Genomic DNA, 12,180 nt, shown 5'->3' on the forward strand with positions numbered 1-12,180 from the left:
GCCGTGGCCTTCTTCCGCTTCTTCCTCCGCCAGGTCGTCCTGGTGAACCTGCTCTTCGTGCTGTGCATCATCGTGGGGGGCATCGCCCTCTTCGACCTGCCCGTGGAGCGCTATCCCAATGTTTCCATGGGCAAGGTGCAGATCACCACCATCCTGCCCGGCGCCTCGCCCGACGACATTGAATCCCTGGTCACGCGGGAAATCGAGGAATCGCTGGAGGACCTGGAGCAGGTGGAGTTCATCCAGTCCGTCTCCCACCGCGAACGCTCCATGGTCACGGTGAAGTTCATCGACGATTCGGACTACCAGGCGCTGTACGACGAGTTGCGCCTGAAGGTCCTGTCCAACATGAACGAGTTGCCCGACGGCATCGACCCGCCCACCTTCACCTACGTGGACGTCTCGGAGTGGCTGCCCGTGGTGGTGGTCAACCTGGTGGGTGACCGCTCCAACCGGGCGCTGTCCCTCATGGCCGAGGAGATGAAGCTGGAGCTTCGCCGCATCCCCGGCGTGGAGGAAGTGGAAATCCAGGGCGACTACACCCGCGAGTTCCACGTCACCCTGGACCCGCGCAGGCTGGACAAGTTCGGCGTGACCTTCGACGAGGTGGCCGGGGCGCTGGAGGCGGCCAACCTCTCGGTGCCCGCGGGCGACTACGAGAACGATGGCGGGCAGTTCGTGGTGCGGGTGGACGAGCGCTTCCGCTCCCGCTCAGAAGTGGCCGGGACCGTCATCCGCCGCGACGGAGACGGCTCCTTCCTCACCGTGGGCGACGTCATGGCCGACGCCCGCATGGACTACCGGGAGCCCTTCGTGGTCACTTCGGTCAACGGCCGCGACGCGGTGCGGATGACCGTCAAAAAGACCAGGGACGGCAACGCCCTGGACATCGTGCCCAAGGTGGAGGAGGTGGTGGAGCGCTTCCGGCCGGGCCTGGAGGGGGAAGGCGTGGACGTGGTCCTCACCCGCGACCAGCGGGTGCAGATAGACGACGCCGTGTCCACCCTGGGCAACAATCTGCTGCTGGGCATCCTGCTCGTCTTTCTCCTCATCTTCGCCTTCATGGGGCTGCGCAACGCCATCCTCACCGTGGTGGGCATCCCCTTCGCCTTCCTGGTGACCATGATCTTCATGTGGCTGGGCGGCTTCTCCCTCAACGAGATCACCCTTTTCTCCTTCGTCCTGGTCACGGGCATCATCGTGGACGACGCCATCGTGGTCATCGAGAACATCTACCGCCACCTGCAGGAGGGCCTGTCCCTGCGCAAGGCTGCGGTGCGCGGTGCCTCCGAGGTGGCCGCTCCGGTTCTGGCGGCCACATCCACCACCGTGGCCGCCTTCATGCCCATGCTCATGATGAGCGGTTCCACCGGGGAGTTCTTCGCCCAGATCCCCATAGCCGTCTCCGTGGCCATCGCCGCCTCCCTCTTCGAGTGCCTCATCGTGCTGCCACCGCACTTTGTGGACTGGCCCGGGGCCAAGTGGGCCCAGCGCGAGGCGGAGCAGCACTCCGGGGAGAAACGGCGCTGGATCATGCGCGTTCTCTCCCGCGCCACGGACCGCATCACCGCCTTCGTCACCCGCTTCCGCTTCACTTCCCTGGGGGTTGTCCTGGTGGCCTTCGTGGTGGCCATGGCCATGCTGGTACTGTCCATCACCGGCAAGGCGTCCTTCGTGCGCATCGAGTTCTTCCCGGAGGAGTACTACGTCTACTTCGTGGACGTGGAAGGACCCACCACCGCCTCCACCGAACAGACATCGGCCAAGCTCAAGCGGCTCTCCCGCGAAATCATGGAGGGGGACAAGGGGAGCGCCTGGGTCTCCGCCACCGCCCTGGCGGGCTTTTACACCGACGAGGACTACGAACAGGTATTCGGCTCCAACCTCGGCCACATCGCGGTGGAACTGCCCCGCAAGGCCCAGTGGCGCTTTCCGGACAATCCGGAAAACGACGTGGGCCGCCACCTGGACTACATGCGCGACAAGCTCGCCCCGCTGCAACAAGGCGGGTGGGACATCCGCGTGCGTCCGGAACCCGCCGGACCGCCCACGGGCAAGGACGTGACCATCCGCGTGGTGGGTCCCAACCCGGACAACGTGGACGCCCTGACCAATGAGATGAAACGCTTCCTGCGTGAGGCGGACTTCAACCAGTACATGGTGGACCTGACCGACAACCGGGGACAGCCCACCCGGGTACTGCGCTTCCGCGTGGACGAGCGGCGGGCCAGGGAGTACGGCCTGACCACCGGCCGGGTGGCCACGCTGGCCGGGTCAATCCTGGACGGGAGGTTCGTGGGCGAGTTCCGGGCCGAGGACGAGGACGTGGACCTGCGCCTCAAGGTGGACGAGCGCTTCCTGCCCCAGCCCCAGCGCGCCCTGGACATCCCCCTGGTGCAGCACCCCTCGGGGCCGGTGCGCCTGGGCGACGTGGCCGAGTTGGCGACATACGAGGAGCCCAACAAGCTCAACCGCTACCAGAACAACCGGGCCATCACCATCTCCGCCAACCTGGCGGAGGGCTCGCCCGTGTCCACGCCGGAAATCGTCAACGCCTGCCGGGAGCACTTCCAGAGCATAAAACAGGACTACTCCGGGGCGGAACTCTCCTTCGCCGGCGAATTCGAGTCCACCCAGCGCTCTTTCACCTCGCTTTTCTACGCCTTCGGCGTGGCCATCCTGACCATCTACCTCATCCTGGCCACCCAGTTCCGCTCCTACCTGCAGCCGGCAATTATCCTCTCGGCCGTGGTCTTCTCCCTCATCGGCGTGGTCTTCGGCAAATTCCTCACTCAGGGCCTCTTCACCGTGAACTCCTTCATCGCCACCGTGGGCGTCACCGGCGTGGTGGTCAACGACTCCCTGGTGCTGGTGGACTTCATCAACCGGGGCTACCGCTCCGGCCTCTCCCGCAAGGAAGCCATCCGCGAAGGCATCCGCGTGCGGCTGCGGCCCATCCTGCTGACCACCCTGACCACCTCCCTGGGCCTGCTGCCCATGGCCATCGGCATCCCCACCTACTCCACCACCTGGGGCACAATGGCCTCCACCTTCGTCACCGGCCTCTTCACCGCCACCTTCCTGACCCTCTTCATCGTGCCCATCGAATGGGACCTCCTCATCGGCCTGGCCGAACGCTTCGGCTCCAAGACCAGAGGGGAGGAGCACGGCGACGAAACGTGAAACCGGCGGTGAACGGGCCGTACCCGTCCACCGCCGGTTTCCCCGTTTCGCTGGAGGAGCGCCGTGGTGCCGCTCCAACCATTCCCCCTACGCCTCGAACAGCAGGCGGTCCTCACAGGGTTCGTTGTCTTCGAGGGCGTCGAGGATTTCGTCCACGGTCTCTTCGGAGTCCACGGTCTTGTACCACCAGTTGTTGGGCTGGACGACCATGACGGGGCCGTCGTCGCACTGCTTCATGCAGCCGGTGGTGGTGAGCAGGGCGTCGATGCCCCGGTCGAGGATTTCGGTTTCGATGTACTGGGCCAGGTCCACGGCGTCCTTTTTGTGGCAGACGCCTTTGGGTTCCCCTTTGGCGCGGAAGGAATTGCAGAGGAGGATGTGGTAGGTGGGCTTGGTGGCCATGGGCGCTCCTTATTTGGCTGGGTGTGAGGGTGGATGACGCGGGTCAGCGCATGGATTTGGGCAGTTTGCCCGCGTTGGGCGTAACGCCGAATACGCGGGCGGCGGCGGATTCGATGGGTCCGGGGGCGACCAGGACGGGCACGCCGTTGCGGCCCAGCACGCGGGCGGGGTTTTCCCCGGCCGAGGCCACCACCACGGCGCGGCAGTCGGCCAGGGTTTCGGCCAGGGTCTGCCAGCGCCGGTCGCCTCCGCCCCGGGGCGGGGCGGTCCGTTTTTCCCGCAGGGTGATCATGTTCTCCACCAGTTCGTAGATGAGCAGGTGCTCGGCCTGCCCCAGGTGGGTGTCCACGGCCGAGGCGTCGGAGGAGGCCACGGCCAGGTGGGGTTTGGAGGCGTCGTAGAGGGTGGACTCGTCCGGGGCCAGGGGTTCCCGGCCGCTGTCGTGGGAGAAGTCCGGCTCCATGAGGTCGATGTGCCGCGCGGCCTCGGCCTTGGCCGTTTCCAGGGCTTCGGGGCCTGGATCGGCCTCGCCCTCGCCGGAGCGCGCCGGGTGGACGGCCATGGCGCTGGCCCCGCCCTCGGCGGCCCAGGCGGCCACTTCCCCGGCCTCGTCCTCGTTGACGCCCTTGGCCAGCACCATGTCCACCTTCACTGCGATGCCCGCCCCTGTCAGGGCGGCCAGGGCCTCGTCCTGGGCCCGAAGCAGCAGGGGGCAGGCCTCGTCCAGGTGCAGGTTGCGCTTGGCTGGGCGAATCCAGTTGTGGAAGGCGCGGCAGGTCTCGGCGCGGCGGGTGGACACGGCCAGCCCCACCTGGCTCACCCCGGCGCTGGCCAGGTCCGTCGCCAGTTCGGCCGCGCCCAGGCCGCAGGTGAAGAGGGACACGGGCACGTCCGGATAGATGGCGCACAGGGCGCGCACGGTGTCCAGGGTGCGCTGCGGGTCGGCCAGGGGGTCGCCGGGTCCCACCAGGGAGAACACCGAGGGCGGGGCCCCCATGTTCACCGAGGCCTCGGCCAGGGCCACGGCCTGGCTTGGGGAGGCGGCCTCGCCGTCCGGCTCGTCCCGGGCCGCGTAGCGTGGCCCGGCCAGGGCGCGGACTCCCACGGGCAGCCGCAGGGGCCTGCGGGAGCAAGGCTTGGCGGTGGCGCACTGGTGGCGGGTGTCGGGCATGGTTCTTCCTTTGGCGCGGGTGGTTTGCCTGGAAGGAGGGGGACGGCCCCGGCGCGGGGCCGTCCCGTTGGATGGCGTCAGTAGACCAGTTCGAAGGACTCCTCGGTGGAATCGCGGTCCATGCGGTCCAGCAGGGCGTTCAGGATCTGCTCCAGCAGCCGGATGCCGCCCTTGTAGCCCGCGGTGGGGAAGTACTGGTGGCCCTGGCGGTCCAGGATGGGGAAGCCGTGGCGCACCAGCGGAGTGTCCTCGTCGCGGGCGATGTACTTGCAGTAGGTGTTGCCCAGGACCAGATCCACGGGCTCGGCCTTCATCCACTGGTGCAGGTGGAAGAGGTCGCCGCCGGCCTTGACGTTGTAGGGCGCGTGCATGTCCGTGGCCTCCATGATCTCGTCGATGCGCTTCTGGAAGCGCTTGCCCGGCGTGCCGGTGACGATGTGCACGGGCAGCATGTCCACGGAGCGCATGAACTCCACCAGGGAGATGACCTGGTCCGGGTCCCCGGCGATGGCCACCTTCTTGTGGAAGAAGTACTGGTGCATGTCGGAGATGAGGTCCACCAGCTGGCCGCGCTCGAAGTCGATCTCTCCGGGAACGTTGGCCCCGGCTATCTGGCGCAGGGCGTCGATGAAGCGGTCGGTGGCGGCCAAGCCGATGGGCAGGTCCAGCACCTTGCAGGGCACCTTGTACTCGCTGTCCAGGTAGCGGGCCGCTTCGGCCGATGCCCATTCGCCCAGGGCCAGGGTTCCGGCGGAGTCGGCCGTGGAGGCCAGCTCGTCCACTGTGACCCCGGCGTTGGGGAAGACGTCGTATTCCCCGGTGAGGGGGCCGTTGAGCACCCCGGAGGTGTCCGGGAAGAGGATGTGCTTCACGCCCATCAGCCCGGCCAGCCGCTTCAGCTCGGCCATGTCCGAGGGCTCCACGAAGCCGGGGATGATGTTGATCTTGCCGTTCTTCTGTCCGGTGCGCTTGGCCAGGCACTTGACCATGCCCTTGACCATGTTGGCGTAGCCGGTGACGTGCGAGCCCGCGTAGGACGGGGTGGGCGCGCCGATGACGGTCTTGCCCTCTGGGATCTTGCCGTCGCTGCGGGCCTTGTCAACGATCTGGTAGATGTCGTCGCCGATGGTCTCCGACAGGCAGGTAGTGTGCACCGCGATGACGTCGGGCTCATAGACGCTGAAGATGTTGACGATGGCCTGCAGGAGGTTGGCCTGGCCGCCGAACACGCTGGCTCCCTCGGTAAAGGAGGAGGTGGAGGCGACCACGGGCTCCTTGTAGTGCCTCGTCAGGGTGGAGCGGTGGTAGGCGCAGCAACCCTGGGAGCCGTGGGAGTGGGGCAGGCAGCCCTTGATGCCGAAGGCGGCGTACATGGCCCCGATGGGCTGGCACGTCTTGGCCGGGTTGATGGTCAGCGCCTTGCGCTCGATGAATTCCTCGGGTGTATGTCTGAGCAGGGTCATGTCGTCGCTCCAGCCGGTTATTCCCAGACGTAGGAACCGGTCAGTTCGGGGTTTTCTTCCCAAGGGGCCTTCATGAAGGACCAGACCTTGGAGTTCACCAGGCGATCAATCTCGTGGTAGAAGTTCACCGCGCCCTCGAACCCGGCGTAGGGGCCGCCGGAGTCGTAGGAGTGCAGCTGCTTCATGGGCACGCCCATCTTCTGGATGGAGAACTTTTCCTTGATGCCGGCGCAGAAGAGATCCGGCTTGTAGATCTCCACCAGCCGTTCGGCCTCGTGCTGGTTGAGGTCGTCCACAGCCAGGGTGTCCTTCTCCATGTCGGCCATCATGCCCTCGTATTCCCTGAAGAACTCGCCGCTTTTCTCCAGCTCGGCCATTTCCTCGGGCGACTTGCGCGGCTGGAAGCGGTGCTCGTCCGGGCAGACCTCCAGCTCCTCGATGTTGCGCGAGTCGGCGTCGATCTTAATGTCCGGGATGACGCGGCGGCCCTCGTAGTCGTCGCGGTGGGCGAACTCGTACCCCGCGGCCTGGGTCTTCATGCCGATCTCTGCGAACAGCTCCTGGTAGTGGTGGGCCCGCGAGCCGCCCACGAAGAGCATGGCCGTCTTACCCTCGGTGCGGGGTCGCACCTCGTCGCGAGCCTTCTCCACGGCGGCCATCTCCTCGGCGATGACCTCCTCGACGCGGTCCTTCAGCTTCTTGTCGCCGAAGTACTCGGCGATTTTGCGCAGGGACTTGGCCGTGGCCTCGGCCCCAATGAAGTTCACCTTGATCCAGGGGATGCCGTACTTCTCCTCCATCATCTCGGCCACGTAGTTGATGGAGCGGTGGCACATGATGGCGTTGAGGTCGGCGGTGTGAGCCCGGGCGAACTGCTCGTAGGTGGAGTTGCCGGAGAAGGTGGAGACCAGGGTGATGCCGCATCGCTCCATGATGTCCTCGATGACGAAGGCATCGCCGCCTATGTTGTACTCGCCCAGGAGATTGATGCGGTATTCGCCCTCCACGCCCTTGTCCTGCTCGCCCACGACGTGGGTGAAGATCTGGTTGTTGGCGATATGGTGGCCCGCGGACTGGGAGACGCCCTTGTACCCCTCGCAGGAGAAGGCGAAGACGTTCACCGGGTTGTCCGGGTTCTGCTCATTGAGTTTCTTCTTCATCTCCCGAGCCACGGAGTGCACGTCGTCGCCGATAAGGCCCACCGGGCAGGTGGAAAAGACGGCGATGGCCTTGGGATGGAAGGCGTCGTAAGCCTCCTGGATGGCCTGGGCCAGCTTCTTCTCCCCGCCGAAAACGATGTCGTTCTCGTTCATGTCGGTGGAGAAGCTGTAGGTCATGTAGTTCTCTTTCTCGTCGCCCGTGGCGTCGGTCTGGTTGCGGCGGGTGAGCCAGGAGTAGAAACCGCAGCCGATGGGGCCGTGGGTGATGTTGACGATGTCACGGGTGGGCCCGAGGATGACGCCCTTGCAGCCGGCGTAGGTGCAGCCCCGCATGGTGATGATGCCGGGGATGGTGCGCACGTTGGCCGAGATCTCTGGCGGGGTCCTGCCCTGGCCCTCGTTGATCATGATCTGCTTGGCGCGCTTGCGGGCGACCTTGGGCGGGTACTTCTTGAGAAGCTCCTGCTTCACGTCGGTGGGGTCTATGGAGACCGCCTTCTTCTTCTTGACTGCCATGAGTGGCTCCCTCGCGAGGATCGCGGTTGCTTACTGGATGGATTTGGTCCCGGTCTCGCCGGTGCGCACGCGCGCGGCGTCGGGGATGTCCATGACGAAGACCTTGCCGTCACCGGGCCGTCCGGTCCTGTTGGTCTCGATGATGGTCTCCACCACGTCGCCGACCTCGTCGTCGGCCACCACCACGGTGACCATGCGCTTGGGGTAGAGGCGGCCCTTCTCGCCAAGCATCTCGGCGGCCTCCTCGATGCCGGACTCGGCACCCTCCAGCAGCTGGCTGTTGACCAGGCCCTTGCCCCGGCCCTGGCACTCCTGGGCGAAGAAGGCGTCCACGCCCGCTTCGGTCAGGGCCTTCTTGGTGCGGTTCATCCTGTCCATGCGGATGACGGCGATGATTTCCTTCATCAGGCCACCTCCGCCGGCTCCGCGCCTTCCCGCACGCCGGAGGAAATGGTGTACATCTCCTCCACCGGGGCCACGAAGATCTTGCCGTCGCCGAAGGCGCCCTTGTCGCCGGAGCGGGCCGTTTCCATGATGGTCTTGATGACGAAGTCGCGGTCCTTCTCCTGGCCCACGATCATGAGCATGACCTTTGGGATCTCGTCGTAGGTGACTTCGCCGATCTTGATGCCGCGCTGCTTGCCGCGCCCGGCCACGGAGAACTTGGTCACGGCGGGATAGCCCGCGTCCATAAGGGCGGCCAGCACGTCGTCCGCTTTTTCTGGGCGCACGATGGCCCGGATCATGTTCAGCATGGGTTTATCTCCTTGGTGGCTTCGGGGTTAGTTGGCGATGCCGTATTCGATGAGAAGCTGCTCCAGTTCCTCGATGGGCAGCGGCGTGGGCACGATGAAGTTGTCGTTCTCATCGATCTTGCGGGCCAGGGTCCGGTATTCTTCGGCCTGGGGATGATCGGGGGAGAAATCGATGACCGTCTTGCGGTTGATCTCGGCGCGCTGCACCTGGTTGTCGCGCGGCACGAAGTGGATCATCCTGGTGCCCAGGCGGCGGGCCAGCTCGGCGATCATGGGCTCCTCGTTGTCCACATTGCGGGAGTTGCAGATGAGGCCGCCCAGCCGCACGCCGCCCGCGTCGGCGTATTTGACGATGCCCTTGCAGATGTTGTTGGCCGCGTACATGGCCATCATCTCGCCGGAAACCACGATGTAGATCTCCTGGGCCTTGCCCTCGCGGATGGGCATGGCGAATCCGCCGCAGACAACGTCGCCGAGGACGTCGTAGAAAACGTAGTCCAGCTCCTTGTCGTCCTTGTAGGCGCCCAGCTGCTCGAGCAGGTTGATGGAGGTGATTATGCCGCGCCCGGCGCAGCCCACGCCCGGCTCGGGGCCGCCGGACTCCACGCAGGTGGCGTTGCCGTAGCCCGGGATGCACACGTCCTCCAGCTCCACGTCCTCGCCCTCCTCGCGCAGGGTGTCGAGCACGGTGTTCTGGCTCATCCCGCCCAGCAACAGCCGGGTGGAGTCGGCCTTGGGATCGCAGCCCACGACCATGACGTTCTTCTTCATCTCGGCCAGGCCGGCCACGGTGTTCTGCGTGGTTGTGGACTTGCCGATGCCGCCCTTTCCGTAAATCGCTACCTTTCGCATGGTGTCCCTCCATTGGGTTTGGTGGCTTGCAATCCGGCGCGACGTCCGCGCCCTGGACATGACTTGGGCAAGGTGCGTGCCAGAACCACAGATCCAGTCTAACAATTTGAAATTGCTCGAAATGGGCGCATGGCACGCATGGCGCGGCAAGGGTGGCGGCTACACTTGTGAAAGGTCCGGGCCTACATTTTCGTAGCTTGTGTGCGTTGCGGCGGGCCAAAGCCCCCGGAATCCGGCGCGGGCCCGGATTTTGCTGCCTTCCCCGGCGACAAGCCTGGAAAAGGAGGGCCAACGGCATGCTCATCGACACCACCCTGCGCGAGGGGGAACAGCGATACGGGGTCTACTTTGACGCGGAGGCCAAGCTGGCGCTTCTGGACAGCCTGCTGGCCGCTGGCGTGGAGGAAATCGAATGCGGTGTGGCCGGACGCTGCCCGGACACCCCCGGCCTGGTGGCCAGAGGCAGGGAGCGCGCCGGACAGGGGCAGGCCATATCCGTATGGTGCCGGGCGGCCGAGGCGGACCTGGAGCTGGCCGCCTCCCTGCGGCCGGACCGCGTCTGCCTGGGCCTGCCCGTGGCAGACGCCCACCTGGAAAAGCGCTTGCGCATCTCCCGCGCTGGACTCGTGCACCGACTGGAAAGGCTGCTCATCCAGGCGGAGGAGTTGGGCGTGGCCTATCTGTCCGTGGGTCTGGAGGACGCCAGCCGGGCCGATCCGGAATTCGCCCTGGCCGTGGCGCGCGCGGCCCGCGACGGCGGCGCGCGGCGGGTGCGGCTCTCGGACACGGTGGGCGCGCTCTCCCCCCTGGAGACGGCGAGGCTGGTTGAGCGGTTCCGGAGCGAACTGCCCGGCCTGGACCTGGCCGTGCATTGCCACGACGATCTGGGCCTGGCCACGGCCAACGCCCTGACCGCCCTGGACAGCGGGGCGGACGCGGCCGACTGCGCCTGCCTGGGCCTGGGCGAACGGGCGGGAATCGCGGCCACGGAGCGGCTTGCCATGCGGCTGAACCTGGACGGACGCGGGGACTACGCCCTGGAGGCCATCACGAAGGCCTGCCGGGTGGCGGCCCGGTCCGCGGGAATGGAGGTGCCGGGCCACGCCCCGGTGGTGGGCGAGCGGCTTTTCTGGGTGGAGTCCGGGCTGCACGCGGACACAGCCGCAAAGGCCCCCGGCCTGCACGAACCGTGGGCTCCGGCCCTGACCGGCCACGCCCGCCGCGCCGCCGTGGGCAAAAAGAGCGGGAGGGCCGCGGTGCGCCGCAAGCTGGAGGAATTGGGCATGGCTCCGGAGGCGGAAGATCTGGAGCGGTTGACCTCGGAATTGCGGGACGAATCCTTGCGGATGGGCCGCGTTCTGGACGACGGAGAGGTGGCCCGGTTGGCCGCGAGAGCTTGCTGAACGAATTTACAGCGAGCCGAAAAAAGTGAAACCGGGGGCGGCCCGGCGTGCCATATGCTCCGCGTGGGCCACCCCCGGTTTCGAGGGGAAGTGGGCGAAACCTACTCCACGTCCGAACAGGTATTCAATGGGGGAAAACCCCCATTTGCATGGTTTTGTGTCGCCGATGCGGCGATTTAGGGGAACTCCCTACCTTCGACGGTAGGGAGTTGGGCCTTCCTGGTAGGGAGCTTGCGGAGACGCGTTTAGAACGTCCAGCCGACGTTCACCGAGCCGAAACTCTGCCCTTCGTCCTGGCCGAAGAACTCCGGGGTGCGGTGGACGGCTTGGAAGGAGGCGAAGAGGTCGCCCAATCGCAGGCCCACGCCCGCGCTGAGGTCGGCCACGAAATTCTTTTTGGGCACGGAGTGGCTGGACTCGAAGGTGTTGCCGTCCAGGAAAATGTTGCGGGCCACCGCCCGCCCGTCCGCCGTGGCGAAGAGGTAGAGGCTGAAGAAGGGGCGCGACTCCCCGGGCGCGACGTCCGCCGTCACCCCGGCCCCGGGGCGGATGCGGGAGGAGCCGAAGTCCGCGGGCAGGTTCCAGCCGAAGCGCGCTTCTGCCCCGGCGTTGGCGTAGGTCATGACGTTGCCCGCCGTGGCCCCGAAATGGGGCATGAAGGCCGCGCCCAGGCCGTCGCCGCCCACGCTCCACAGCCGGTTGACCGCCAGGTAGGTCAGTATCAGCCCCAACTCGTTGTCCAGCTGGTTGTCCCAGCCCTTGGGGTCCGGGGAGTCCACCACTTTGTGCACGAACTTCTGGGTGGGCTCGGCCAGGGAGGCCGGTCCCACCATGCCCGCCGAGGCCTCCACCGCGTGCAGCCACCGCGTGCTCTTGCGGTTGAGGGAGACCGCGCCGTACAGCCAACCCGCATAGGGCCGTTCGTCCTCGATGAGGTCCGGAGTGGTGATGTCCGTGGGGGTGTACATGTTCTGCCCGATGGACAGGCCGACGTTGTAGCCGAACCCCTCCCGGTTGAGCCAGGGCAGACTCGCCAGCCACTCCCGCACGGACTGCGGCAGCCGCTCGTCATCGGCGTAGCTGGCCAGGTCGCCGGACAGCCAGGTCATGCGGACGGCGTTGGTGTAGTACTGGTCCGTGCCCGCGAAGATGTCGTTCTCCCAGTAGACCAGCAGCATGGAATCGGTCTCGGCGGCGCGCGCTGGCTGGGACAGAAGCAGGACGGCCAGGCAGGCAAGGAGCGGGAGTCGGGCGAGAAGGACGCGCATGCACAGG

10 protein-coding genes are annotated in these 12,180 nt (G+C 66.3%); 2 read left to right on the forward strand and 8 right to left on the reverse strand.

Going from position 1 to position 12,180, the window contains the following annotated elements:
• The first annotated feature begins 3 nt into the window (after positions 1 to 3).
• Positions 4 to 3,183: an efflux RND transporter permease subunit gene (locus N911_RS0109210; RefSeq protein WP_035104631.1), complete on the forward strand. Its 3,180-nt coding sequence runs from the start codon at positions 4 to 6 to the stop codon at positions 3,181 to 3,183.
• A gap of 87 nt (positions 3,184 to 3,270) precedes the next feature.
• Here N911_RS0109210 and N911_RS0109215 read toward each other — a convergent pair whose 3' ends face one another.
• From N911_RS0109215 to nifH, 7 genes are all read right to left on the reverse strand, one after another.
• Complete coding sequence (locus N911_RS0109215; protein WP_029896452.1) at positions 3,271 to 3,585, reverse strand: (2Fe-2S) ferredoxin domain-containing protein; 315 nt, start codon at positions 3,583 to 3,585, stop codon at positions 3,271 to 3,273.
• A 43-nt stretch (positions 3,586 to 3,628) separates the two neighbouring features.
• Complete coding sequence (locus N911_RS0109220; protein WP_029896454.1) at positions 3,629 to 4,756, reverse strand: NifB/NifX family molybdenum-iron cluster-binding protein; 1,128 nt, start codon at positions 4,754 to 4,756, stop codon at positions 3,629 to 3,631.
• A gap of 77 nt (positions 4,757 to 4,833) precedes the next feature.
• A complete protein-coding gene (gene nifK / locus N911_RS0109225; protein ID WP_029896456.1) occupies positions 4,834 to 6,219 on the reverse strand; it encodes a nitrogenase molybdenum-iron protein subunit beta in 1,386 nt (461 codons plus the stop codon).
• 17 nt (positions 6,220 to 6,236) lie between these two features.
• Positions 6,237 to 7,895: a nitrogenase molybdenum-iron protein alpha chain gene (gene nifD / locus N911_RS0109230; RefSeq protein WP_029896458.1), complete on the reverse strand. Its 1,659-nt coding sequence runs from the start codon at positions 7,893 to 7,895 to the stop codon at positions 6,237 to 6,239.
• Between the two features lie 30 nt (positions 7,896 to 7,925).
• A complete protein-coding gene (locus N911_RS0109235) occupies positions 7,926 to 8,300 on the reverse strand; it encodes a P-II family nitrogen regulator (RefSeq protein WP_029896460.1) in 375 nt (124 codons plus the stop codon).
• On the reverse strand, positions 8,300 to 8,650 hold the full coding sequence (locus tag N911_RS0109240; RefSeq protein WP_029896462.1) for a P-II family nitrogen regulator: 351 nt from the start codon (positions 8,648 to 8,650) through the stop codon (positions 8,300 to 8,302). Before N911_RS0109240 ends, N911_RS0109235 begins: the two co-directional genes overlap by 1 nt.
• A 27-nt stretch (positions 8,651 to 8,677) precedes the next feature.
• Positions 8,678 to 9,502, reverse strand: a complete 825-nt coding sequence (nifH, locus tag N911_RS0109245; RefSeq protein ID WP_029896464.1) for a nitrogenase iron protein — start codon at positions 9,500 to 9,502, stop codon at positions 8,678 to 8,680.
• Positions 9,503 to 9,798: 296 nt separating this feature from the next.
• Between nifH and N911_RS0109250 the strand changes: the two genes are divergently transcribed.
• Positions 9,799 to 10,905 (forward strand): LeuA family protein, encoded by a 1,107-nt coding sequence (locus tag N911_RS0109250; RefSeq protein WP_029896466.1) that lies wholly within the window; start codon positions 9,799 to 9,801, stop codon positions 10,903 to 10,905.
• Positions 10,906 to 11,150: 245 nt separating this feature from the next.
• On the opposite strand, the gene N911_RS0109255 is transcribed toward N911_RS0109250, so the two are convergent.
• Complete coding sequence (locus N911_RS0109255; RefSeq protein WP_029896468.1) at positions 11,151 to 12,173, reverse strand: lipid A deacylase LpxR family protein; 1,023 nt, start codon at positions 12,171 to 12,173, stop codon at positions 11,151 to 11,153.
• Positions 12,174 to 12,180: the final 7 nt, after the last annotated feature.

This window comes from Desulfohalovibrio reitneri (assembly GCF_000711295.1).
In the GTDB taxonomy this organism is placed as follows: domain Bacteria; phylum Desulfobacterota; class Desulfovibrionia; order Desulfovibrionales; family Desulfovibrionaceae; genus Desulfohalovibrio; species Desulfohalovibrio reitneri.